Here is a 23,476-nt window from a genome sequence, read left to right on the forward strand (position 1 = left end):
ATCAGGGTTGTTTCGGCAGGCCGAGTTCGCTGCTCATGTCCGCCAGAAGCTTGTTCACCTCGGGCACGGCGGTTTCCAGCTTGCTCTGGGTGATCTGCGCCGACTGGGCGGTCAGGGTCGGCATCTTCTGCAGCACCTTCTGCCCCAGCGGCGACTCATAGAAGGCGATCAGGTCCTTGAGCTCCTGCTCGTTGAAGTTGCTGGTATAGAGCTTGACCATGTCCGGCTTGAGCTTGTCCCAGCCCACCGCCTTGTCCAGCGCGGCGTTGGCCTTGGCCTGATAGCTTTCCAGTACCGCCTTCTTGCCATTCGGCGCCTCGGCGAAGCGCTGGGCGAACATCTGCTGCACCTGGCCGTACACCGGGACGGTCAGCTTGTCGGCGTGGGCCAGTTTGAGAAAACGCTCGGCATCGGCAGCATGGCTGGCGGCATCGGCCATGGCCAGGGATGCGCTCGCGCTGAGCAGAACGGCAGTGCAGAGTTGGGTGAAACGGAGCATGAGAAGGCGTCCAGGGCTATGAATGAGTCTGGGTAGACTGCGGTGCCGGCATTTTGTGCCCTGCGCGCAAAACCCTCAAGAGATGCGCATTGTGCGCTGGATCACAGAGCGCCTGCACACTGGCGCACCCGCTGGTCAGTTGCCAAAGTGCCAGTAGTTGCTCATGCTTGGCCCGGCTCGGCATGCTGTGCGACCTTCGCTATTCTTGACAAGGCGTGCGTACTTCCCGACCCGGCGACTGATCGCCAGCCTGCGCACATACATGGACGTGCCCGATGACCAGCCTCACCTCACACGCGCCCTTCCCGCTCCAGCCACTGTGCGACCGCAAGGGACGCCTGCAGGAAGATGCCATCGGCTGGTCAAGCCGCCCGCAGGTGGATTGCACCCTGCACGGCCACCTGGGGCGGCGCAAGCGCTGGAATCACTGGTGCATCACCACGCCCGACTGGATGCTCGCGCTGACCTTGGCCGACCTGGATTATGTCGGTTACGGCGCCGCCTACTTTCTCGACCTGGGAACCGGCCTGGCCGTCGCTCATACCCAGCTGCGCCCCTTCGCACTGGGCTGCCAACTGCCGGACCTGCCGCTGGAAAGCCACGCCTTCAGCCACTCCCGTTTGCAACTGCGTATCGACGAGCATCCCGGCCGCCTGCGTCTCACCGCCGCGGCGCCCGATATCGGCGGCCAGCCCCTGCAGGTCGCGCTGGACATCCAGCGCCCCGCCCATCTGCAATCGGTCAACCTGGTCGCACCATTGCGCAATGGCGGTTTTCACGCCACCAGCCGCCAGCTGGGGCTGCCCACCGCCGGCAGCCTGCAGCTGGGTAACAGGCATTACGACTGCGTACCTGGCCAGAGCTTCGCTGCGCTCGACTTCGGGCGTGGCGTCTGGCCGCTCAACAGTTACTGGCAGCGGGCGGCCTTCGCGGCGGCCGGCGGCATCGCCGGCAACTTCGGCTCTGGCTGGCTGGACTACAGTGGCCTGTCGGAAAACACACTGTGGTTCGGCGGCGAAGCGCAACTGCTCGACAGCCCTCTGCACATCGTCCGCAGCTCGCAGGCGCCGCTGGCGCCCTGGCGCCTGGACAGCGAGGACGATCGCGTCGCCCTGCGCTTCATCCCCCGCCAGTTGCACAGAGCCTGTCCCAAGCTCGGGCCGCTGCATGCCAACACCATGCAGCGCTTCGGCCATTACGACGGCGTGCTGCGCGGCCCGAAGGGTGAGCGCGTACCGGTGCATGGCGCCCTCGGCTGGCTGGGCGAGACGCACGCGCGCTGGTAATCGCCGCGATAGATAAGTTGCGGAACCTGTCTCCGGCGGCACGACCTAAACTGCCAGCAACCTCGAATATGCCCGGAGAACGCCATGAGCCGCACCGAAACCGACAGCATCGGCCCCATCGAAGTCCCCAACGACGCCTACTGGGGCGCACAGACCCAACGCTCGCTGATCAACTTCGCCATCGGTCAGGAGCGCATGCCGCTGGCCGTGCTGCACGCCCTGGCGCTGATCAAGAAGGCCGCCGCACGGGTCAACAGCCGCAGTGGCGAGCTGCCTGCGGATATCGCCCGGCTGATCGAACAGGCAGCGGATGAAGTGCTCGAAGGCCAGCACGACTCGCAGTTCCCCCTGGTGGTCTGGCAGACCGGCAGCGGCACGCAGAGCAACATGAACGTCAACGAGGTGATCGCCGGCCGCGCCAACGAACTGGCCGGTGGCCAGCGTGGCGGCAAGAGCCCGGTGCACCCCAACGACCACGTCAACCGCGCGCAGAGTTCCAACGACTGCTTCCCCACCGCCATGCACATCGCTGCCGCTCAGGCGGTTCGCCACTGCCTGCTGCCGGCGCTGGCCGAGCTGCGCGACGGCCTGCAGGAGCAGGCGCAGCGTCACGCCAACCTAGTCAAGACCGGGCGCACCCACATGATGGACGCCACGCCCATCACCTTCGGCCAGGAGCTGTCCGCCTTCGTCGCCCAGCTCGGCCATGCCGAAGCGGCCATTCGCGCGGCCCTGCCCGCCGTCTGCGAGCTGGCCCAGGGCGGCACTGCCGTTGGCACCGGCTTGAACGCCCCGGCCGGCTTCGCCGAGGCCATCGCCGCCGAGCTCGCCGCACTGTCCGGCCTGCCGCTGACCAGTGCGCCGAACAAGTTCGCCGCGCTGTCCGGGCACGAGCCGCTGGTGCAGCTTTCCGGCGCGCTGAAGACCCTGGCCGTGGCCCTGATGAAACTGGCCAACGACCTGCGCCTGCTCGGCTCCGGCCCGCGCGCCGGCTTTGCCGAGGTGCGCCTGCCGGCCAACGAGCCGGGCAGCTCGATCATGCCCGGCAAGGTCAACCCCACCCAGTGCGAAGCGCTGTCGATGCTCGCCTGCCAGGTGCTGGGCAACGACGCCACCATCGGCTTTGCCGCCAGCCAGGGACACCTGCAGCTGAACGTGTTCAAGCCGGTGATCATCCATAACCTGCTGCAGTCGATCCGACTGCTGGCCGACGGCTGCCGCAACTTCCAGCAGCATTGCGTGGCCGAGCTGCAGCCGGACGCCGCGCAGATGGCCGCGCATCTGGAGAACGGCCTGATGCTGGTCACTGCGCTCAACCCGCACATCGGCTACGACAAGGCCGCGGAGATCGCCAAGAAGGCTTACGCCGAAGGCAGCACGCTGCGTCAGGCCGCGCTGCAGCTCGGCTATCTGAGCGAAGAGCAGTTCGACCAGTGGGTTCGCCCGCAGGACATGCTTGGAGCCGGACGGCATGACTGAAGGCAAGAGCGGCGCCACACCGCTGGAAGGCGACGGCAAGCGAATCCTGCTGATTCTCGGCACGCCGAAAAGAGATAGCCTCTGCCACGCCCTGGCCGAGGCCTACAGCCACGGCGCACGCAGCAAGGGCCACGTGGTGCGTCAGCTCAGGCTGGGCGAGATGCAGTTCGACCCGATACTGCGCGACGGCTACGACCAGAGCCAGAGCCTGGAGCCGGACCTGCTCGAGGCCCAGCGCCTGATCCACTGGGCCGAGCATCTGGTATTCGTCTATCCGGTCTGGTGGGGCGGCCTGCCGGCGCTGCTCAAGGGCTTCTTCGACCGGGTGTTCCTGCCCGGTTTCGCCTTCAGGTACCGCAACCGCTCGCAGCTGTGGGACAAGCTGCTCAGCGGCCGCAGCGCCGACCTGCTGGTGACCCTCGACACACCTCGCTGGTACTTCCGCTGGATCTACGGCGCCCCGGCACATCGGCAGATGGTGCGCACCATCTTAGGTTTTTGCGGCATCCGCACCCGCCGCCTGAGCGAATTCACCCCGGTACGCCCGTCCAGCGAGGAGCAGCGCCAGAGCTGGCTGCGCAAGGCCGAAGCGCTGGGAAGCAGCGTCTAGGCCCAGCCGGCTACAGCACCAGGCCGTCACGGCCCAGGCTGACGGCTCCCGGCAGGGCGTCGGGATGCGCCTGCAGCCAGGCATCGAAACTGTGACCGATATGGGTCAGCACCGCTTGCGTCGGCCGCAGGCGTTCGATGATCTGCAGCGCACGGGTCAGGTCGTTGTGGTTGCGCGGCGCCACCGGCTGCGGCGCGGTGGAGCAATCGAGCACCAGCAGATCCAGCGGCGCACGCTCAAGCTCGGCGCAACTGGCCTCGGGCACGCCAACCGTGTCGGTGAGGTAGGCAATGCGCCGCCCCTGCCCTTCGAACCCCTTGCCCTCGAACAAATACCCGAAGGTCGGCCTGGAATGCGTCAGCGGCAACGCGGTGACCTTCAATTCGCCCAGTTTACGGCGCTCGAAAGGGATGAAAGGCTGGCTGAAATCGAGAATGCCGGGGTGCTTGTACAGATCGGCCAATCCTTCCGGGTCGTCCGGGCCGTGCACCGGAATCACCAACCCCTGGCCCCAGCGCAGATGCAGCAGGCCCTGGGCGTGATCGGCGTGGTAATGCGTCTGCAGGATGCCGCTTAAGCTGTGCGGCGCGAAGCGCTCGGTGAGATCGGTCAGGCCGCTGTCGATCAGCCAGCGCTGCGTGCCGCATTCGATCAGCGCGCAACAGGGGCCGCGGCGCCGCGACGGATACACGCGCGCCGCATCGCAGGCCGGGCAGCTGCAGTTGTACACGGGCACCTGACGGGCATCGCCGGTGCCGAGCAGGGTCAGGCGCATTGGCGGGCCTCGTCGAGCAGATGCAGGAGGCGGCTGACGGTTTGTGGCAGGGGGCCGGAGTTGTCCAGGGTGATAGTATCCGCCTGATCTGCCCTCTCCCCCGGCCCCTCTCCCATAAATGGGAGAGGAGAGGAAGCAACGCCAGCCTGCAGTTCGCGGCTACGCGCCAGACGCTGCTCGATCTGCTCCGGCGTCTCGCGGCCGCGAGCCAGCAGGCGCTGGCGCAGCACCGCTTCGTCGACCTGCAGCAGTATCGCCAGCAGCTGCGGGTAACGCTGACGAGCCACCTCGAGATGACCGCGCGAGCCGTTGATCAGCACGTCCTGCCCGGCGCTCAGCCAGTCGTCGATCTCGCGCGGGATGCCGTAGGCCAGGCCGTTGGCACGCCAGCTCAGGGCGAAGGCACCCTCGCCTTCCAGGCGCTCGAACTCCGCGGGGGTGACGCCCAGCGCGTCCTCGCCGACGGACTCGGCGCTACGGGTGATCACCCGCCGGGCGAAACGGCAGCCGTGCGCCTCCAGCGGCGCACGCGCGGCTTGCAACAGGCTGTCCTTGCCCGAGCCCGAAGGCCCCATCAGATAGATCAACCTGCCCTGCATCAGAATACCCTTCGTGCTTGGCGCCACACCTGCTGGATCACCGGTTGCTGGCCATGGGTCCTGGCCTGTACCAGATCGGCGCGCAGACCGACGCGGATCTCGCCGCGGTCATCCAGTCCGGCCGCCCTGGCCGGCGCGCGGCTCACGGTGGCGATGGCCGCAGGCAAATCATAGTCGTTGTCCTGTCCGGCGAGCAGCCAGGCCGCATGCAGCAGGCTGGCCGGGTAGTAGTCGCTGGAGAGGATATCCAGCACGCCGTGGCGCGCCAGTTCGGCGGCGGCGATATTGCCGGAGTGCGAGCCGCCGCGCACCACATTCGGCGCCCCCATCAGCACCTTCAGCCCCAGCTCGTGGCTGGCTCTGGCCGCTTCCAGGGTGGTGGGGAACTCGGCGATGGCCATGCCGAAGCCGGCCGACTCCTGCACATGGGCCAGTGTAGCGTCGTCATGGCTGGCCACCGAGATACCCCGGGCGTGGCAGTCCTCGACGATGGCGCGACGCTGGCGGTCACTGTACTGACGCGAGTTGGCGATCTGCTCCTGGAGAAACTCCTCCATCTCCGCCGGGCTCAGGTGGTACTTGCCCATGTAGTACTCGCGGTACTTCTCCACCTTGGCGAACTGGCGCTGTCCGGGCGAGTGATCCATCACCGACACCAGCGCCACCAGCGGGTGTTCCACCAGGTCGCGGTAGATGGTCAGGGCATCGGGGTGGCACAGCTCGCAGCGCAGGTGCAGGCGGTGCTCGGCGCGGGTCTGCCCGGCCGCCTCGCTGGCGGCTATGGCCTCGATCATCGCCGGCAGCTGCTGCATGCGCCGGCCACGTGGGTTGATGTCGCCGATGGCCAGCGCATCGAACACCGTGGTGATGCCGGCAGCGACGATCTGCGCATCGTGAGTCAGCACCGCCGAAGCCGAGGGCCAGTCCACACCAGGGCGCGGGCTCATATGTTTTTCCAGGTTGTCGGTGTGCAGCTCCACCAGCCCCGGCAGGAGGTAATCGCCGCCCAGGTCCTGGGCCTGCGGCAGGCGGCTGGCGCCCTCGTCCACCGCGGCGATCAGCCCGTCACGCAGCAACAGGGTGCCATGGAACTCGCGCTCGGCGGTGACGATACGGGCGTTGCTGAGAATCTGTTCAGACGACATAGACGTACTCCGGTTGCGCCGCCGCGGCGCTCATGTCGAGGTGACGGTCGGCCACCGCCTCGCGGGCGATGCGGTCGTGGAAGATGCCGATCAGCGCGCTGCCGGCAGCCTTGGCCTCATTGATCAGCTCCAGCACCATCTGGCGGTTGGCGTCGTCCAGCGAGGCGGTGGGTTCGTCGAGCAGCAGCACCGGCCACTCGACCATGAAGCCGCGGGCGATGTTGACGCGCTGCTGCTCGCCGCCAGAGAAGGTGCCCGGCGCCAGTTGCCACAGCGCCTCGGGGATATTCAGGCGACTCAGCAGGCTCTTGGCCCGCGCCTCGGCATCGCTGCGCGTCCAGCCGCGGGCCAGCGCCGGCTCCATCACCACGTCCAGGGTCGAGACGCGCGGGATGACCCGCAGGAACTGACTGACGTAACCCAGGCTCTGCCGGCGCACCGCCAGCACCTGGCGCGGCTCGGCGCCGACCAGCTCCACCGGCTCGCCCTGGTGACGGATGCGAATGCTGCCGCCGGCCGCCAGGTAGTTGCCGTACAGGGTGCGCAGCAGGGTCGACTTGCCGGCGCCGGACTGCCCATGCAGCACCAGGCACTCGCCGCCGCGCACGGCGAAATTCAGGTCACGCAGCACCTGCAGGACGACGCCGTTCTGCTGGTGCAGGGTGAAGGTCTTGCTGAGGCCGCTGACCTCGATCAGGTTGTTCATACACACCTCGATTGCTGTCGTAGCCCGGATGCAATCCGGGGGTGGCTGGCACGGGCTTCCCGGATTGCATCCGGGCTACGGGTTGACGGTTGCAGGCCGTAGGGCGGGTGCAACCCGCCATTGCCTGCGTGCGTGGGAGGGGCTTTAGCCGCGACAAAAGGGATCGCGGCTAAAGCCCCTCCCACAAAACGGAATCAAGGCTGCAACACCGACGACACCAGCAGCTGCGAATACGGATGCTGCGGGTCGTCGAGAATCTGATCCGTCAGCCCCGCCTCTACCACCTTCGAGCGGCGCATCACCATCAGCCGGTCGGCCAGCAGCCGCGCCACCGCCAGGTCGTGGGTGACGATCACCACCGCCAGATCCAACTCGCGTACCAGGCCGCGCAGCAGGTCGAGCAGACGCGCCTGCACCGATACGTCCAGCCCGCCAGTCGGCTCGTCCATAAACACCAGGCGCGGCGCGGAGACCAGGTTGCGGGCGATCTGCAGGCGCTGCTGCATGCCGCCGGAAAAGGTGCGCGGCAGGTCGTCGATACGCGCCGGGTCGATCTCCACTTGGCTCAGCCAGTCGAGCCCGGCGGCGCGCAGCTCGCCGTAGTGACGCACGCCCTGGGCCATCAGCCGCTCGCCGATATTGGCGCCGGCCGACACCGCCATGCGCAGGCCGTCGCGCGGGTTCTGCTCGACGAAGCCCCACTCGGTACGCAGCAGCGTGCGCCGCTCGGCCTCGCTGGCGCTGTACAGGTCGAGCCACTGACCACTGCGCGCGCGATAACTCACGCTGCCGCGATCCGGCGGGCAGCGCCCGGAGAGCAGGCTGAGCAAGGTGGACTTGCCCGAGCCGGACTCGCCGACGATGCCCAGCACCTCGCCGGGATAGAGGTCGAAGCTCACCCCCTGGCAGCCCTTGTCCGGGCCGTACAGGCGGGTCAGGTCACGCGCCGAGAACAGCGGCTCGGCCGCTGCCACGGCAGGTTGCAGACGTTCGGCGGCGCTCATTGCAGGTTCTCCTCAAGGCGCTCGGTGCGCTGGCGGCAGTAGTCGGTGTCGGAGCAGACGTAGCGCTTGCTGCCGGCGTCGTCGACGATCAGCTCGTCGAGGAAGGACTCGCTGCTGCCGCAGAAGGCGCAGCACTCATCCCACTGCTGCACGGCGAAGGGGTGATCCTCGAAGTCCAGGCTGACCACCCGGGTAAAGGGCGGCACCGCGTACAGGCGCTTTTCACGACCAGCGCCGAACAGCATCAGCGCCGGGCTCATGTCCAGCTTGGGGTTGTCGAATTTGGGAATCGGCGACGGATCCATCACGTAGCGCTCGTCCACCGTCACCGGGTAGGCGTAGGCGGTGGCGATATGGCCGAAGGTGGCGATGTCCTCGTACAGCTTCACGTGCATCACGCCGTAATCCTCCAGCGCGTGCATGGTGCGCGTCTCCTGCTCGCTGGGCTCGATAAAGCGCAGCGGCTCGGGGATAGGCACCTGATAGACCATGATCTGCCCTGCCGACAGCGGTGTTTCCGGAATACGGTGGCGGGTCTGGATCACGCTGGCCTCAAGCGTGCGCTCGGTGGTGGCGACGCCGGCGGTACGGGCGAAGAAGCGGCGGATCGACACCGCGTTGGTGGTGTCATCAGCGCCCTGGTCGATCACCTTGAGCACGTCATCCGCGCCGAGAATCGCAGCGGTCAGCTGCATGCCGCCGGTGCCCCAGCCGTAGGGCAGCGGCATCTCACGGCCACCGAAAGGCACCTGGTAGCCGGGGATCGCCACCGCCTTGAGCAGGCCGCGGCGGATCATGCGCTTGGTCTGCTCATCCAGATAGGCGAAGTTGTAGGCCGACGCCTCGCGGGCGCCGCTTGCGATGGAAAGGTTCATCAGCGGTTCTCCTCTGCCGGCGCCTGGCGGCGCAGCTTGCGGATCAGTTCCAGTTCGGCCTGGAAGTCGACGTAATGCGGCAACTTGAGGTGCGAGACGAAGCCGGCGGCCTCGACGTTGTCGCAGTGCATCAGCACGAATTCCTCCTCCTGCGCCGGGCCCTGCACTTGCTCGCCGTACTCGCCGGCACGCAGGGCACGGTCGACCAGGGCCATACCCATGGCCTTGCGCTCGGCGTAACCGAAGGCCAGGCCGTAGCCGCGGGTGAACTGCGCCTGCTCGGCGCTTTCCCCGACGAACTGGTTGACCATCTCGCACTCGGTGATTTCGATGTCGCCCAGCGGTACGGCGAAACCCAGTTCGGCGGGCGTCATCCACACCTCGACATCACCGATGCGGATCTCCCCGGCGAAGGGGTGGTTGCGTCCGTAACCACGCTGGGTGGAATACCCCAGCGCCAGGAGGAAGCCCTCGTCGCCACGGGCCAGGGCCTGCAGGCGCTCGGCGCGGCTGGCGGGAAAGGCCAGCGGCTCGCGGGTGATGTCGGGTACTGGCGCGCCGTCATCCGTCTCGCGGGCCATCAGCCCTTCGCCGGCGAGAAAATCCAGCACCCGCGGACAGGGCTTGGGCTCAGCGGTAACGGCTGCTTCCGGCGCCGGATAGTCGCCCTCAGCCAGCAAGGTGAAATCCAGCAGACGGTGGGTGTAGTCGAAGGTCGGGCCGAGCAGTTGGCCACCGGGCAGGTCCTTGAAGGTGGCGGAGATGCGCCGCTCCAGCTGCATCTTCGTGGTATCCAGCGGCTCGCTGGCGCCGAAGCGCGGCAGCGTGGTGCGGTAGGCGCGCAAGAGGAAGATGGCTTCCATCAGATCGCCGGCCGCCTGCTTGATGGCCAGCGCAGCCAGTTCCTCGTCGTACAGCGAGCCCTCGCTCATCACCCGGGCCACAGCCAGCGGCAGTTGCTGGCGCACCTGCTGCACGCTCAGTTCGGCGACGGCGGTATCACCACGGCGACGGTTGGCCAGCAGTTGATGGGCGTTGTCGATGGCGCGTTCGCCACCCTTGACGGCGACATACATCAGGCGGCCTCCTCGGTTTCGATCAGCACGTGGGTGCTGCGTGGCAGGCCGATGACTTCGCCGTCAGCGGCGAAGAAGCAGTCCAGGCCACGGGGAAAAGCGTTGCGCGCCTGGCGCTGCTGCCAGAACGAGGCCGGCAACGGCAGGCTGACGCTGCGCACGTCCTTGATGCCCGGGCCGCGCCAGCGCAGGGCTGGGCCAGCGTGCAGATCGTCGAGTTGAATCAGCAGCGTGCAGGACTGATCCGGGTAGCGTTCGCTGCCATTGTCGAAGTCCGACAGATCGCTCAACTCGCTCTCATCGAGCAGGGCGAACAGGGCGATCTCGCGCTCGGCGACGATTGGGCAGCCGCAGTGGAAGGCCAGGTTGGCGCGAATCAACGGCGTATCGAAGCGCGGCGCCAGCCAAAGCGGCGTGTCGCTGTCGAGAAAGGCCAGACACAAGCCATAAGTGGCCGGCGTCAGATCCCCCAGGGTGTGGGCGCGGTCCATGGCGCGTGGCAGGCCCGGCTCGGCCAGGGCGCCGAGAGCAGCGCGGAAGCTGACCTGGGCGTCGAGCACCGGGTCGTCGAAAGCCGGTTGCAGCCAGTGCGAGCTGTGCGGCGTAGTCATCAATCCTCTCCTCTGACCAGGGTGAAGAACTCCACCTGGGTGGTGGCAGTCTTTGCGGCCCGGGCCAGGCGCTGTTCGCGTTGCTGGCGGGCCAGGGGTTCGATCAGGCCGTCGAGCCAGCGCGCCTGATCACAGCCCTGCAGGTGGGCGTCGGCCAGGGCGGCCAGTTCGGCGCGGCGCTTGTCGCGGCCGGCCAGGTAGCTGTAGCCGGTACGGCCGTCGGCCAGGCGCACCACGCAGCGGGTCACGGTCATCTCGCCCAGGTTGAAGGCGCTGCCGGTGCCGCCCATGCGCCCGCGCACCAGGGTCATGCCCACCTCGGGCGCGCGGATCAGCTGGTAGGCGCTGTCCTTCAGCGCCGCTTCATGGGCGTCGAGGGCGCTGCCGGCACGGGCCAGCACGCCCATCCAGCGCTGGCGCGCGGCGATGTTCGGATCAAGATCGTTCATGCGGGTCTCCATCAGGTCGCTACCTGGTACTGGAAGCGGTCGGCGCGGCTGCTGGACTGCGCCAGCTCTACCGCCCGGCCAGCGGGATCGCGGGACAGGGTAAGTACACTGAGCAGCGGCGCGTGGCGCGGCATCAGCAGGTGCGCCGCCTCTTCGCGGCTGGGCAGGCGCGCGCCGATCAGGCTGAAGGTGCGCGCCAGCGGCAGGTCGCGCTCGGCCAGGTACTGGCGCAGCGAACCGCCCTGGTAGTCGGCCAACAGTGGCGCCAGGCTGGCGCAGAAACGGTGGCGGATCAGGCTCAGCGGCTGGCCCTCGAGCAGGCGCAGGGTGGCCAGTTCGATCAGCTCGCTGCCGTCGGGCAGTTGCAGGTGGCGGCACTCCTCGCTGCTGGCGGTGCGCCGCAGGCGCTCGATCAGCCTGGCCTCGACACGGTGGCCGAGCGCCGACAGTGACTGGCTGAAGGCGCTGCCCGCCTCCACCGGGTACACCAGTGGCTTGGCCAGCACCTGGGTGCCCTTGCCCTGGCGGCGCAGCAGGCGGCCTTCGAGCACCAGCTCGTCCACGGCGCGGCGCAGGGTGTGGCGGTTGACGGAAAAACGTGCGGCCAGTTGCATCTCGCCCGGCAGGTAGTCGCCAGGGCTCATGCGCTGCACGTCCTCGCGCAGCACGGCGGCCAGTTCGAGGTACAGCGGTTCGCTTTGTCTAGACAAGTTCATCGTTTGAAAAGGGCGCACGCAGGCGCCCTCCTCCTCCTTCAGATAAAGAGCTTGCGCAGGCGCTGGGACAGGATGTCGATGGCGCTCACCACCAGGATGATCACGATCAGCAGGGCGCAGGTCTGGGCGAACTGGAAGCCACGAATCGCCTCCCAGAGAATCACCCCGATGCCGCCGGCGCCGACCATGCCGACCACCGTGGCCGAGCGCACGTTGGACTCGAAGCGGTACAGCGAGTAGGAAATCCACAGCGGCAGCACCTGCGGGATGACGCCGAAGATCACTTCCTGCAGGGCACTGGCGCCGGTGGCGCGCACGCCCTCGACCGGGCCGGGATCGATGGCCTCGACCGCCTCGGCGAACAGCTTGGCCAGCACCCCGGTGGTGCTGATGAACAGCGCCAGCACGCCGGCGAAGGGGCCGAGGCCGACCGCGACGACGAAGAGCATGGCGAAGACCATTTCGTTGATCGAACGGCAGGCATCCATCACCCGGCGTACCGGCTGGTACACCCACCAGGGCACGATGTTCTCGGAACAGAGGATGCCCAGCGGAATGGCGCAGAGAATGGCCAGCACCGTACCCCACAGGGCGATCTGCACGGTGACCACCATCTCCTTGAGGTAGTGCTGCCAGTTGCTGAAATCCGGCGGGAAGAAGTCGGCGGCGAAGGTGGCCATGTTGCCGGCATCGCGCACCAGCGCCAGCGGGTTCATTTCCGCGCCCTGCCAGGACCAGGCGAGCACGGCGAAGAACAGGCCCCAGCCGATCAGTTGCAGCCAGCTGCGCTTGCTATCGACGGTCGGGGTATGGGTGGTCAAAGTGGTCATCGAGGCATCTCGGGAAAACGACTGCAGTCAGCCCCTCGGTCGATACCGAGGGGCTGCCAGGATCAACCGGCGCTGGCGCCGCCCTGCTTCTCACGCTCGGCCATGCGCTGCTCCAGCTTGGCCAGCTCGGCGTCCAGCTCCTTGAGCTGAGCCTGCTTGTCGGCGTCCTTGAGCTTGTCGTTGTTGGCCACTTCGGTGCGCTTCTTGAACAGCTCGAGCTGACGGATCGGCAGCAGCTGGTCGTTGTCCGAGGGTTTGAACTGACCCCACTGCAAGCCTTCGAGCACCTTCTTCTCTTCCGGCTTGGCGCCGTAGGTCATGAAGAAGGTGCGCAGCTTGTCGCGGGTTTCCTGCGGCAGGTTCTTGCGCCAGACGATGGGGTCGGACGGGATCAGCGGCGAGGTCCAGATCACCTTGAGCTGCGCGGCCTTGTCCGGCGCGGTCACTTCAAGACGTTCCATGCCTTCGCTGTTGAAGGTGCCGACATCGACCTGCTTGTTGGCCACCGACAGCGCGTTGACCTCGTGGCTGCCATTGAGCGAGCGTTTGAAGATCTTGCCGGCGTCGGCGTTGTTCTGGGCGAACACGTAGTAGCCGGGCACCAGATAGCCGGAGGTGGAGTTGGGGTCGCCGTTGGCGAAGGTCAGGCTCGAAGCGTTCTTGAGCATGTCCTCGACCGAGTTGATCGGGCTGTCCTTGTGCGCCACCAGCAGGCTGTAGTAGCCCTGCGCGCCGTTGGCCGCCACGGTCTGGGCGAAGATCTCGCCGCCGGCGCGGTCCACCGCCTCCATCGCCGACTTGTTGCCGTACCAGGCCACGTCGACCTTGTCGAAGCGCATGCCCTGGATGATCCCGGCGTAGTCCGGGGCGAAGAAGGCGTTGATCTTCACCCCGGTCTGCTTGCTCATGTCAGCCAGGAAGGGGTCCCACATGGCCTTGAGGTTCTGCGAGGACTCGGTGGAGATGATGCCGAAGTTGAGTTCCTCGGCGGCCTGGGCCGAGCCCAGCAGGGAACCGGTGACGAGCGCAGAGGCAGCCAGCACCTGGCCGATGCGTTTGAACATGGAGCACACTCCTGTTGCTAGTTGGCGTTGGTGTTTCGAATAGGGAACCTGACGTCAGGCCTTGGCCAGCGTCAGCGGACGCTCCACGGCACGCGGGCGCTGCCCTTGCGGCAGCAGCAGGCTGATATCGAGATCGCCGCCATAGAGGTCGTTGAGGAAATCGGGGTTGAAGCTGTCGGTGGGGCCATCGAAATGAATGCGCCCGCCCTTGAGCGCCACGGCGCGCTGGCAATAGCGCACCGCGTAGTCGACCTGATGCAGGGTCACCACCACGGTCTTGCCGTCGCGGCGGTTGATGTCGGCGAGAATCTCCATCACCTTGCGCGCCGATTCCGGATCGAGCGAGGCGATCGGCTCGTCGGCGAGAATCACCTCGGCCTGCTGGCACAGCGCGCGGGCGATGGCCACGCGCTGCTGCTGGCCACCGGACAGGGTCGAGGCGCGCTGCGCGGCGAACTCGGCCAAACCGACGCGCTCCAGCGCCTGCATGGCGCGCTGTTTCTCCTCGGCGTTGAACAGACTGAGGCTACCGCGCCAGCGCGGCATGCGGCCCAGGCCGCCGAGCAGCACGTTCTGCAGCACGCTAAGGCGGCCGACCAGATTGAACTGCTGGAAGATGTAACCGATATCGGCGCGCTGGCGACGCACGTCGCCATTGAGGCGGCCCTCGGCCTGGACCTGGCGCCCGAGCACTTCGATGCTGCCGGCATCGCCGCGGGCCAGCCCGGCCAGATGACGCAGCAGCGTCGACTTGCCCGAGCCCGACGCGCCGATCAGCGCCACCATCTCGCCCGGCTGCACCGACAGCGCCAGGTCGAACAGCGCCTGCTTGCGGCCGAAGCTCTTGTTCAGACGGTCGACTCGAATCGCTGCGCTCATGTGCTGGCCCTCTACTATCATTTTCGATAAGAAGGCTGCTGGCGCCCTCTGGTGTAGACCAAGGTAGGCGCAAGCTGTGTCAGACCCGTGAATCGCGGGTGACGTTTGAATGAACGAAACTTGAAACTTTTGTGTTGGAGCGAGACACCAACCTGAGTTCTGCCGAGTACCCCGCATTTCGGACAATCGGTGCTGGCATAAAGCCGCCACCTGAATCACAATGCGACACGTATTTGGCGTCAAGGAACTGTTCAGACGACCCACGGGTCGTTAAGACGCAGAACGCGATACCGGTTGAACGGCTAGTGCGAAACTCGGTCAAACCGGTGACAATCTCGACACTGACTACCAGTATCGCTCCCTGAACTAACCGGTAATGTATGCGCCCTATGAAACAGGCTATTTATTCCAGCCGCACGGCTGACAAATTTGTCGTTCGCTTGCCCGATGGCATGCGTGAGCGTATCGCTGATGTAGCACGCAACCATCACCGCAGCATGAATTCGGAAATCATCGCCCGCCTTGAGCAGAGCATGCTTCAGGAAGGCGCACTGGATGACGACCTCAGTCTGCGCCTAGACAGCCCCGAACTGAGCCTCCATGAGCGTGAGTTGCTGCAGCGTTTTCGTCAGTTGTCGCGCCGCCAGCAGAACGCACTGGTCGCTCTGATCGCCCACGATGTGGAAATGGCCGCCGAAGAAGCCTGAGGCGAGCTCATGAAAAAACCGGCCTAGAGCCGGTTTTTTTATTCCTGCCGTTCTCGCCAAGCGAAGCGCGGAGCGAACTCCGCGCCTTCATCAGCCAACGAAGCTGAGCAGCACCCCCGCCGCCACGGCCGAGCCGATCACCCCGGCCACGTTCGGCCCCATGGCATGCATCAGCAGGAAGTTCTGCGGATTGGCCTCCAGGCCGACCTTGTTCGACACCCTTGCCGCCATCGGCACCGCCGATACCCCTGCCGAACCGATCAGCGGGTTGACCTTGTTGCTGCTGAACAGGTTCATCAGCTTGGCCATCAGCACCCCGGCTGCAGTGCCGGCGCAGAACGCCACCATGCCCAGCATCAGGATGCCGAGGGTCTTGAGCTGCAGGAAGGCCTCGGCCGACAGCTTGGAGCCCACGGTCAGGCCGAGGAAGATGGTGACGATGTTGATCAGCGCGTTGCGCGAGGTGTCGGCCAGGCGCTCGACCACACCGGCCTCACGCAGCAGGTTGCCGAGGGCGAACATGCCGATCAGCGGCGCGGCATCGGGCAGCAGCAGGCCGACCAGGATGCACAGCACGATGGGGAAGATGATCTTCTCGGTCTGCCCCACCGGACGCAGTTGCTGCATGACGATGGCGCGTTCTTCCTTGCTGGTCAGCGCACGCATGATCGGCGGTTGCAGCAGCGGCACCAGCGCCATGTAGGCATAGGCCGCCACGGCGATGGGGCCGAGCAGATCGGGCGCCAGCTTGGAGGTGACGAAGATTGAGGTCGGCCCGTCCGCCCCGCCGATGATGGCGATGGACGCCGCCTCCTTGAGGGTGAACTCCATGCCGGGAATGCCCAGCGCGGTGATCGCCAGGGCGCCGAGCAGCGTGCCGAAGATGCCGAACTGCGCAGCCGCGCCAAGCAGCAGCGTCTTGGGGTTGGCCAGCATCGGGCCGAAGTCGGTCATGGCGCCGACGCCGAGGAAGATCAACAGCGGGAAGATGCTGGTCGGCAGGCCCACTTCATAGATCAGGTGCAGGAAGCCGGCACCTTCGGCCATGTTGGCCACCGGAATGTTCGACAGCAGCCCGCCGAAACCGATGGGCACCAGCAGCAGGGGCTCGAAGCCCTTCTTGATGGCCAGGTAGATCAGCAGCAGGCACACCGCGATCATGAACGCCTGGCCAGGCTCCAGATGGTACAGACCGGTACTCTGCCAGAGCTTGAGCAGCTTTTCCATGGTGCGCTCCTCAGCCGATGGTCAGCAGGCTGTCGCCCACCGCCACTGCATCGCCGACCTTGACGTTGACGGCGCCGACGGTGCCGGCCCTGAAGGCGCGGATCTCGGTTTCCATCTTCATCGCCTCGAGGATGATCACCAGTTGGCCCTCCTCCACGGCCTGGCCGGGTTGCACCAGTACCTTGAAGATATTGCCGGCCAGCGGCGCCGCCTGCGGCTCGCCACCGCCCGCTGCGACCGGGGCCGCGGCCGGCGCGGCGCTCGCTGCGCCACCGACAGGCTTGATGCCTTCGATATCGCCGCCTTCGCTGACCTGCACGACGAACGACTTGCCATTGACCTCGACGGTGTAGACCTCGGGCTTTCCGACCTCGCGAGCCGGAGTTTCCTTGCCGGTCGGCGCTGGCTCGAAGGCCGCCGGGTTGCCACGGTTTTCCAGGAACTTCAGGCCGATCTGCGGGAACAGCGCGTAGGTCAGCACGTCGTCGATCTCGTCGGCGGCCAGCTTGATGCCCTTCTCCCGGGCAATGCCCTTGAGTTCGGCGGTCAGCTTGTCCATCTCCGCTTCGAGCAGATCGGCGGGGCGGCAGGTGATGGCCTCGCCGCCATCCAGTACACGAGCCTGCAGCTCGGCATTGAACGGCGCGGGCGCGGCACCGTACTCGCCCTTGAGCACGCCAGCGGTTTCCTTGGTGATGGACTTGTAGCGCTCGCCGGTGAGCACGTTGATCACCGCCTGGGTGCCGACGATCTGCGACGTGGGCGTTACCAGCGGGATGAAGCCGAGGTCTTCGCGCACGCGCGGAATCTCGGCCAGCACCTGATCGAATTTGTCCTGGGCACCCTGCTCCTTGAGCTGGCTTTCCATGTTGGTGAGCATGCCTCCCGGCACCTGGGCGACCAGGATGCGCGAATCGACACCCTTGAGGTTGCCCTCGAACTTCGCGTACTTCTTGCGCACTTCGCGGAAGTAGGCGGCGATTTCCTCCAGCAGCTCCAGGTTCAATCCGGTGTCGCGCTCGGTGCCCTGGAACATCGCCACCACCGACTCGGTCGGCGAATGGCCGTAGGTCATCGACAGCGAGGAAATGGCGGTGTCGACGTTGTCGATACCGGCCTCCACCGCCTTGAGAATCGCCACGGACGAAAGCCCAGCGGTGGCGTGGCACTGCATATGGATCGGAATGGCCAGGCTGGCCTTCAGGCGCGAAACCAGCTCGAAGGCGGTATAGGGGGTGAGGATGCCCGCCATGTCCTTGATGGCCACCGAGTCGGCGCCCATGTCTTCGATCTGCTTGGCCAGGTCGACCCACATGTCCAGGGTGTGCACCGGGCTGGTGGTGTAGGAGATGGTGCCCTGGGCATGCCTGCCCTGCTTCTTGACGGCCTTGAGTGCGGTTTCCAGGTTGCGCGGGTCGTTCATCGCATCGAACACGCGGAACACGTCGACGCCGTTGACCGCGGCACGCTCGACGAACTTTTCCACAACGTCATCGGCGTAGTGGCGGTAGCCCAGCAGGTTCTGTCCGCGCAGGAGCATCTGCTGGCGGGTATTGGGCATCGCCTTCTTCAGCTCACGAATGCGCTCCCAGGGGTCTTCGCCCAGGTAGCGAATGCAGGCGTCGAAGGTCGCGCCGCCCCAGGACTCCACCGACCAGAAACCGACCTGATCGAGCTTTGGAGCGATCGGCAGCATGTCCTCCAGACGTACGCGGGTGGCCAGGATGGATTGGTGGGCGTCACGCAGCACCACATCGGTGATCCCGAGCGCTTGTTTAACTGCAGTCATACAGGTATTCCCTCTGAACCTGATCAACCGCGACGTGCGCGGTGCTGGGCAATGGCGGATTGGATGGCGGCCAGCGTCTCGGCATCCGGCTCATGGCTGGCCGACCTGGCACTGGGTATGGGAGAGGAAACGGCAGGGGCCGGCGCAGGCGGGGCGAACGTCGCGATAAGGCGCGACATCAGGCTGACCACCCCCACCAGCAACACCAGAAAGACAAACACGAAACCCATGCCGAACAACATGAGTTCGACACCCTCGAGCAGCAGTTCACTGGGGGTCATCTTGGCTCCTTTGGCCAGCAGCCAGGCGGCCGCATTCATTATTGATCAGGAGCGCCCGGGCCTGCGCCTGGGCAAAGCTGCCGAACCTTAGCCTGAAACGAGCGTTTGAAGCAAACGCCAAAGGGGCTGATTGGGCCAATTATGTAGTGGCTTTTTCACACCCACTACCAAAGCAGGAGAACGCTGCTGCGAGCGCGCCGTCAGGAAGCGGAGCGCGCACCGATGTCGACGGCAGGCGCCAGCGCCAGCAAGTTCTTGAAGTGGCGCGTCTCATCGCCCGGGGTACGGCCGAACAGGCGCTTGAACTCGCGGCTGAACTGCGACGGGCTCTCATAACCGACGCGCTGCGCCGCACTGATCGCACTCATGTCGTTGCGAATCATCAGCAGGCGCGCCTGATGCAGGCGTATGGCCTTGAGGTACTGCAGCGGCGAGCGGCTGGTCATCGCCTTGAAGTGCACATGAAAGGCCGGCACGCTCATGCTGGCGATTTGCGCCAGTGAAGGCACATCGAGCGACTCCTGATAGTCGCGATGGATGCGCTGCAGTACGCGCGCGATACGGCCGAAATGGCTGTTCTGTGCCAGGGTTGCACGCAGGCCGTTGCCCTGCTCGCCCTGCAGCACGCGAAAGACGATCTCGCGCACGATCGACGGAGCGAGCAGTCGCACTTCGTCGGGGTCGGCCAGCGCTTGCAGCAGGCGCAACGTCGCATCGCTCAGGCGCGCATCCATCGGGCTGGAATACAGCGTTGCCGGCTCGGCAGCCTGGGGCTCGTCCAGCTCCATGGCCAGCTCGGCCACCAGCAGCGGGTCGACCCGCAGCGCTACGCCCAGCATGGGCTCCTCGGCGCTGGCCTCGGTTTCGATGGAAAAGGGCAAAGGCAGCGCCAGCACCAGATAGTGCTGCGCGTCATAGATGTAGAGATTGCCATCGTGCAGTCCGCGCTTGCGCCCCTGGATCACGATCACGATGCTCGGCTCGTACAGCGCCGGCGTTACCGGCAGCGGACGGTTGGAACGCATGAAGGTGACTCCGTCCAGTTGCGCCGCGGTGTAGCCCTCCTCGGGAGCCAGCCGCAGCATCAACTCGACCATGCGCCGTTTCATGCTCTCGGAACTTGCGCTCATGCCTGGGCTTCCGCTGGTGATGAAGACCGGCACATTGTAGGAAGCAGTCAATAGAAACAGGCAATATCGAAAGAGTAACGAGACTTAGCAGCCGTCCCGCACCTCCATAGCATGAACACACCATCACGCAAATGGAGACCGACATGAGCAAAGTCATCCTCATTACCGGCGCCAGCAGCGGCATCGGCGAAGCCATCGCCCGACACCTCGCCGGCCAGGGCCATCAGGTAGTCCTCGGCGCACGCCGCATCGAACGCCTGCAGAAACTGGTAGAAGAGCTGCAGGCGCAGAGCCAACGCGCCTCCTGCCGCGCCCTGGACGTCAGCCAGCTGCACGACATGCAGGCCTTCGTCGAGCATGCCGAAGCGCGTCACGGCCCCGTCGACGTCATCATCAACAACGCCGGAGTCATGCCGCTTTCACCGCTCAACGCCCTGAAGGTAGAGGAGTGGAACCGCATGATCGACGTCAACATACGTGGCGTGCTGCACGGTATCGCTGCCGTGCTGCCAGGCATGGAAAAACGCGGGCGCGGCCAGGTGATCAACATCGCCTCGATCGGCGCCCATGCCGTATCGCCGACCGCAGCGGTGTACTGCGCCACCAAGTACGCGGTCTGGGCGATTTCCGAAGGCCTGCGTCAGGAAAGCGAGCGCGTGCGCGTCACCACCATCTGCCCGGGCGTGGTCGAGTCCGAGCTGGCCGACAGCATCACCGACGCCAGCGCCCGCGATGCGATGAAGACCTTCCGCCGTATCGCCATTACGCCGGATGCCATCGCCCGCGCCGTGGCCTACGCAGTCGAACAACCGGACGACGTCGATGTCAGCGAAGTCATCGTGCGCCCGACCGCCAGCCCTTACTGATGGAGGCGAGCATGATAACGAAGAACAACCTCGCAGCACTGCTGCTCGGCCTATCGCTCTGCCTGCCGACCTGGGCGAATGACGACACCGTAGCCAATCAGGCCCTGATTCAGAAAGCCTTCGAGGATTGGCGCGCCGGCCAGGGCGGCATCTTCCAGTTGCTGGCCGATGATGCCGTCTGGGTGGTGGCCGGTAGCAGCCCGTACTCCGGGACTTACCGCACGCGCGAGGCGTTCATGGAAGATGCAGTCAAACCCATCACCGACAAGCTGGCCACGCCCATCGTGCCCACCGTCCGCCAGATCGTGGCGCAGGGGCCTCACGTGGTCGTGCACTGGGATGGCCAGGCGACCGCCAGGGATGGCAGTCGCTACGAGAACAGCTACTCCTGGCACATGCAGCTGGAGAACGGCCGGATCACCCGAGTCACGGCCTTTCTCGATACCTGGCGACTGGTGCAGTTGATGGACTGATCTACAGCAGGAAGATCGACGCCAGCCCCAGGAAGATGAAGAAACCGCCGCTGTCGGTCATGGCGGTGATCATCACACTGGCCCCCATGGCCGGGTCGCGCCCCAGGCGTGCCAGGGTCATGGGGATCAGCACCCCCATCAGCGCTGCCAGCAGCAGGTTGAGGGTCATCGCCGCGGTCATCACCACGCCCAGCGACCAGCTGCCGTAAAGCCCATAGGCGACGGCGCCGATCACACCACCCCAGAGGATGCCGTTGATCAACGAGACGCCAAGCTCCTTGCGTAGCAGGCGCTTGGTATTGCCGGTGCTGACCTGATCCAGCGCCATGGCGCGCACGATCATGGTGATGGTCTGGTTGCCGGAGTTGCCACCGATACCGGCGACGATGGGCATCAGCGCCGCCAGCGCCACCAGCTTCTCGATCGAGCCTTCGAACAGGCCGATCACGCGCGAGGCGAGGAATGCAGTGACCAGGTTGATCGCCAGCCAGGCCCAACGGTTGCGCACCGACTTCCACACCGAGGCGAAGATATCCTCCTCCTCGCGCAGACCGGCCATGCTCAGCACTTCGCTTTCGCTTTCCTCACGAATCAGGTCGACCATCTCGTCGATGGTCAGACGGCCGATCAGCTTGCCGTTCTTGTCCACCACGGGGGCGGAGATCAGGTCGTAACGCTCGAACGCCTGGGCGGCGTCATAACCGTCCTCATCCGGGTGAAAGCTCACCGGATCATCGGCCATGACCTCGCCGACCTGCTTCTCAGGATCGTTGACCAGCAGGCGCTTGATCGGCAGCACGCCCTTGAGCACGCCGTCGTAATCGACCACGAACAGCTTATCGGTATGGCCCGGCAGCTCCTTGAGACGGCGCAGGTAACGCAGCACCACTTCCAGACTGACGTCTTCGCGAATGGTGACCATCTCGAAGTCCATCAGCGCCCCGACCTGATCCTCCTCGTAGGACAGGGCCGAACGCACGCGCTCGCGCTGCTGGGCATCGAGCGACTCCATAAGCTCGTGAACCACGTCGCGCGGCAGTTCCGGCGCCAGGTCGGCGAGTTCGTCGGCGTCCAGGTCCTTGGCCGCGGCGAGAATCTCGTGATCGTCCATGTCGGCGATCAGGGTTTCGCGCACCGCGTCGGAAACTTCCAGCAGGATGTCGCCGTCACGCTCGGCCTTGACCAGTTGCCAGACGGTCAGGCGGTCATCGAGCGGTAGGGCTTCGAGGATATGGGCGATGTCCGCGGGATGCAGGTCGTCAAGCTTGCGCTGCAGCTCGGCAAGGTTCTGCCGATGTACCAGGCTTTCCACCAGGTCTTGATGCTGGCCTTCCTGGCGATGGGTCAGGCCCTCTACCAGCTTGTGTCGATGCAGCAGCTCGATCACCTGGGCCAGGCGATCCTGCAGGCTCTCTTGCGGCTTTTTGGCTTCTACTTCAGTCATAGCGCGCTCCACCCCCAGTTGGCGGGCACGCCAAAGGGGATCAATCAGGTCTTACACGATTGTGCGAGGGGAGTATTGAGTAACTACTGGGTAAGTCCATGGTGGTATTCCACAAGCCCCGGCGGGGCTGACGCGGCGAATGATAACACCGCAAAACAGCTTTGTACGTGACAAAAGCGCGGCAAGAACAACTGCTTGCATCGCAAACTTCAATCGCGCATGAAAACCTGGCTATGCGACGCCAGCCAACCAGGCCAGGACACCCTGGCATGAGCGAAAAAACGGTCTAACCTGAAATGCGCAACGTCATGGAGGACGATTCATGCAAGGACGACACTTCGCAGCGCTACTGGCCGCTGCGCTTCTCTCCCCTATTGCAGACACTTCAGCCGCCAGCGTGTTCCGCTGCGTGAGCGCTGACGGCCATGTCACCTTCACCCGTCACGGCTGCGCCAGCGATCAGGACGTGCACCTGCAGGATGCCCGCAACCCCACGCCCAGCAGCGGCGAGACCATCCCACTGGCCGACCCGGCCCGGCGCGCGATGACCGCCCCAGCCAACACGGGCGAGCTGGTGATAGTCGGCCAGCAGGACGATGGCTGCGGCAACCTGCTGAACGCCAGCGAGAGACGTCAGGCGATCATCCGCAAGGAGGTGCGCCGCGGCATGAGCCGCGCCGACGTGGAAAACAGCCTGGGCAAACCGGACAGGGTCACGGCGAGCAATGGGCAGCAGCGCTACCACTATCGCGAACAGCGCAAAGGCGGCAACAGCCGACAGGTCAGCTTCGACGAAGCCGGCTGCGTGAAGAAATGACGGGCAAAGAAAAAGGGCCTGCATTGCTGCAGGCCCTTTGGGTGTGGCGGACTCAGGAGGATTCGAACCTCCGACCGCTCGGTTCGTAGCCGAGTACTCTATCCAGCTGAGCTATGAGTCCGTTTGGCGCTTTTAGACC

At 65.6% G+C, this 23,476-nt stretch carries 26 protein-coding genes and 1 tRNA gene; 7 read left to right on the forward strand and 20 right to left on the reverse strand.

The genetic code is table 11. From position 1 onward, the window contains the following. Nucleotide 1: 1 nt before the first annotated feature. On the reverse strand, nt 2–499 hold the full coding sequence (locus tag BLS61_RS00535; protein ID WP_090425925.1) for a DUF2059 domain-containing protein: 498 nt from the start codon (nt 497–499) through the stop codon (nt 2–4). Between the two features lie 275 nt (nt 500–774). Between BLS61_RS00535 and BLS61_RS00540 the strand changes: the two genes are divergently transcribed. The 3 genes from BLS61_RS00540 to BLS61_RS00550 all read left to right on the forward strand — a co-directional run bounded on the left by BLS61_RS00540 (nt 775) and on the right by BLS61_RS00550 (nt 3,874). Further along, nucleotides 775–1,785, forward strand: coding sequence for a DUF2804 domain-containing protein (locus tag BLS61_RS00540; RefSeq protein ID WP_090425928.1), 1,011 nt, complete (start codon nt 775–777; stop codon nt 1,783–1,785). A gap of 84 nt (nt 1,786–1,869) precedes the next feature. Then, the gene (locus BLS61_RS00545; protein WP_090425935.1) at nt 1,870–3,264 is read left to right on the forward strand and encodes a class II fumarate hydratase; all 1,395 of its coding nucleotides are present in this window, start codon (nt 1,870–1,872) and stop codon (nt 3,262–3,264) included. Next, nucleotides 3,257–3,874: an NAD(P)H-dependent oxidoreductase gene (locus BLS61_RS00550; protein WP_090425937.1), complete on the forward strand. Its 618-nt coding sequence runs from the start codon at nt 3,257–3,259 to the stop codon at nt 3,872–3,874. Before BLS61_RS00545 ends, BLS61_RS00550 begins: the two co-directional genes overlap by 8 nt. 10 nt (nt 3,875–3,884) lie before the next feature. On the opposite strand, the gene phnP is transcribed toward BLS61_RS00550, so the two are convergent. The 13 genes from phnP to phnC form a co-directional block, all read right to left on the reverse strand. Further along, nucleotides 3,885–4,649 (reverse strand): phosphonate metabolism protein PhnP, encoded by a 765-nt coding sequence (gene phnP, locus BLS61_RS00555; RefSeq protein ID WP_090425939.1) that lies wholly within the window; start codon nt 4,647–4,649, stop codon nt 3,885–3,887. Then, nucleotides 4,640–5,248: a phosphonate metabolism protein/1,5-bisphosphokinase (PRPP-forming) PhnN gene (gene phnN, locus BLS61_RS00560; RefSeq protein WP_090425942.1), complete on the reverse strand. Its 609-nt coding sequence runs from the start codon at nt 5,246–5,248 to the stop codon at nt 4,640–4,642. Before phnN ends, phnP begins: the two co-directional genes overlap by 10 nt. Beyond that, nucleotides 5,248–6,393 carry an alpha-D-ribose 1-methylphosphonate 5-triphosphate diphosphatase gene (locus BLS61_RS00565; RefSeq protein ID WP_090425945.1) on the reverse strand — a complete coding sequence of 382 codons (1,146 nt, stop codon included), beginning with the start codon at nt 6,391–6,393 and terminating at the stop codon, nt 5,248–5,250. The genes phnN and BLS61_RS00565 overlap by 1 nt, the downstream gene beginning before the upstream one ends. Continuing rightward, nucleotides 6,383–7,099, reverse strand: coding sequence for a phosphonate C-P lyase system protein PhnL (gene phnL, locus BLS61_RS00570; RefSeq protein WP_090425949.1), 717 nt, complete (start codon nt 7,097–7,099; stop codon nt 6,383–6,385). Before phnL ends, BLS61_RS00565 begins: the two co-directional genes overlap by 11 nt. 194 nt (nt 7,100–7,293) lie before the next feature. Continuing rightward, a complete protein-coding gene (gene phnK, locus BLS61_RS00575; protein ID WP_017677523.1) occupies nt 7,294–8,103 on the reverse strand; it encodes a phosphonate C-P lyase system protein PhnK in 810 nt (269 codons plus the stop codon). Beyond that, the gene (locus BLS61_RS00580) at nt 8,100–8,978 is read right to left on the reverse strand and encodes an alpha-D-ribose 1-methylphosphonate 5-phosphate C-P-lyase PhnJ (RefSeq protein WP_090425952.1); all 879 of its coding nucleotides are present in this window, start codon (nt 8,976–8,978) and stop codon (nt 8,100–8,102) included. Before BLS61_RS00580 ends, phnK begins: the two co-directional genes overlap by 4 nt. Further along, complete coding sequence (locus tag BLS61_RS00585) at nt 8,978–10,054, reverse strand: carbon-phosphorus lyase complex subunit (RefSeq protein WP_090425955.1); 1,077 nt, start codon at nt 10,052–10,054, stop codon at nt 8,978–8,980. Before BLS61_RS00585 ends, BLS61_RS00580 begins: the two co-directional genes overlap by 1 nt. Next, complete coding sequence (gene phnH, locus BLS61_RS00590) at nt 10,054–10,665, reverse strand: phosphonate C-P lyase system protein PhnH (protein WP_090425957.1); 612 nt, start codon at nt 10,663–10,665, stop codon at nt 10,054–10,056. Before phnH ends, BLS61_RS00585 begins: the two co-directional genes overlap by 1 nt. Next, on the reverse strand, nt 10,665–11,114 hold the full coding sequence (gene phnG, locus BLS61_RS00595; RefSeq protein WP_090425960.1) for a phosphonate C-P lyase system protein PhnG: 450 nt from the start codon (nt 11,112–11,114) through the stop codon (nt 10,665–10,667). Before phnG ends, phnH begins: the two co-directional genes overlap by 1 nt. An 11-nt stretch (nt 11,115–11,125) precedes the next feature. Next, on the reverse strand, nt 11,126–11,848 hold the full coding sequence (phnF, locus tag BLS61_RS00600; protein ID WP_090425962.1) for a phosphonate metabolism transcriptional regulator PhnF: 723 nt from the start codon (nt 11,846–11,848) through the stop codon (nt 11,126–11,128). Nucleotides 11,849–11,868: 20 nt separating this feature from the next. Further along, on the reverse strand, nt 11,869–12,660 hold the full coding sequence (gene phnE / locus BLS61_RS00605; RefSeq protein WP_090425965.1) for a phosphonate ABC transporter, permease protein PhnE: 792 nt from the start codon (nt 12,658–12,660) through the stop codon (nt 11,869–11,871). A gap of 62 nt (nt 12,661–12,722) precedes the next feature. Then, nucleotides 12,723–13,724, reverse strand: coding sequence for a phosphonate ABC transporter substrate-binding protein (gene phnD, locus BLS61_RS00610; RefSeq protein WP_090425968.1), 1,002 nt, complete (start codon nt 13,722–13,724; stop codon nt 12,723–12,725). A gap of 54 nt (nt 13,725–13,778) precedes the next feature. Then, entirely contained in the window at nt 13,779–14,603 is an 825-nt protein-coding gene (gene phnC / locus BLS61_RS00615; protein ID WP_090425971.1) for a phosphonate ABC transporter ATP-binding protein, read from the reverse strand. A gap of 380 nt (nt 14,604–14,983) precedes the next feature. Between phnC and BLS61_RS00620 the strand changes: the two genes are divergently transcribed. Continuing rightward, nucleotides 14,984–15,310: an Arc family DNA-binding protein gene (locus tag BLS61_RS00620; RefSeq protein ID WP_003461866.1), complete on the forward strand. Its 327-nt coding sequence runs from the start codon at nt 14,984–14,986 to the stop codon at nt 15,308–15,310. A 90-nt stretch (nt 15,311–15,400) separates the two neighbouring features. On the opposite strand, the gene BLS61_RS00625 is transcribed toward BLS61_RS00620, so the two are convergent. The 4 genes from BLS61_RS00625 to BLS61_RS00640 form a co-directional block, all read right to left on the reverse strand. Next, nucleotides 15,401–16,537, reverse strand: coding sequence for a sodium ion-translocating decarboxylase subunit beta (locus tag BLS61_RS00625; protein ID WP_024308763.1), 1,137 nt, complete (start codon nt 16,535–16,537; stop codon nt 15,401–15,403). Between the two features lie 10 nt (nt 16,538–16,547). Beyond that, on the reverse strand, nt 16,548–18,326 hold the full coding sequence (oadA, locus tag BLS61_RS00630; RefSeq protein WP_090425974.1) for a sodium-extruding oxaloacetate decarboxylase subunit alpha: 1,779 nt from the start codon (nt 18,324–18,326) through the stop codon (nt 16,548–16,550). 23 nt (nt 18,327–18,349) lie between these two features. Further along, a complete protein-coding gene (locus BLS61_RS00635) occupies nt 18,350–18,607 on the reverse strand; it encodes an OadG family protein (RefSeq protein WP_167358691.1) in 258 nt (85 codons plus the stop codon). Between the two features lie 200 nt (nt 18,608–18,807). Further along, on the reverse strand, nt 18,808–19,704 hold the full coding sequence (locus BLS61_RS00640; RefSeq protein ID WP_090425980.1) for an AraC family transcriptional regulator: 897 nt from the start codon (nt 19,702–19,704) through the stop codon (nt 18,808–18,810). A 176-nt stretch (nt 19,705–19,880) separates the two neighbouring features. Here BLS61_RS00640 and BLS61_RS00645 point away from each other — a divergent pair, with 176 nt between their 5' ends. Together BLS61_RS00645 and BLS61_RS00650 are read left to right on the forward strand one after the other, a co-directional pair. After that, the gene (locus BLS61_RS00645) at nt 19,881–20,603 is read left to right on the forward strand and encodes an SDR family oxidoreductase (protein WP_090425983.1); all 723 of its coding nucleotides are present in this window, start codon (nt 19,881–19,883) and stop codon (nt 20,601–20,603) included. An 11-nt stretch (nt 20,604–20,614) separates the two neighbouring features. Then, complete coding sequence (locus BLS61_RS00650) at nt 20,615–21,076, forward strand: nuclear transport factor 2 family protein (protein WP_090425986.1); 462 nt, start codon at nt 20,615–20,617, stop codon at nt 21,074–21,076. A gap of 1 nt (nt 21,077) precedes the next feature. Here the strand turns inward: BLS61_RS00650 and mgtE are convergent, their stop codons facing one another. Then, entirely contained in the window at nt 21,078–22,520 is a 1,443-nt protein-coding gene (mgtE, locus tag BLS61_RS00655; protein ID WP_090425988.1) for a magnesium transporter, read from the reverse strand. A 322-nt stretch (nt 22,521–22,842) separates the two neighbouring features. On the opposite strand from mgtE, the gene bamE reads away from it, so the two are divergent. After that, nucleotides 22,843–23,337, forward strand: a complete 495-nt coding sequence (bamE, locus tag BLS61_RS23780) for an outer membrane protein assembly factor BamE domain-containing protein (protein ID WP_090425991.1) — start codon at nt 22,843–22,845, stop codon at nt 23,335–23,337. A 44-nt stretch (nt 23,338–23,381) separates the two neighbouring features. Here the strand turns inward: bamE and BLS61_RS00665 are convergent. Next, nucleotides 23,382–23,458 (reverse strand) — tRNA-Arg (locus BLS61_RS00665). Between the last annotated feature and the right edge of the window lie 18 nt (nt 23,459–23,476).

Origin of the sequence: Ectopseudomonas guguanensis (genome assembly GCF_900104265.1) — a bacterium.
Classification (GTDB): domain Bacteria; phylum Pseudomonadota; class Gammaproteobacteria; order Pseudomonadales; family Pseudomonadaceae; genus Aquipseudomonas; species Aquipseudomonas guguanensis.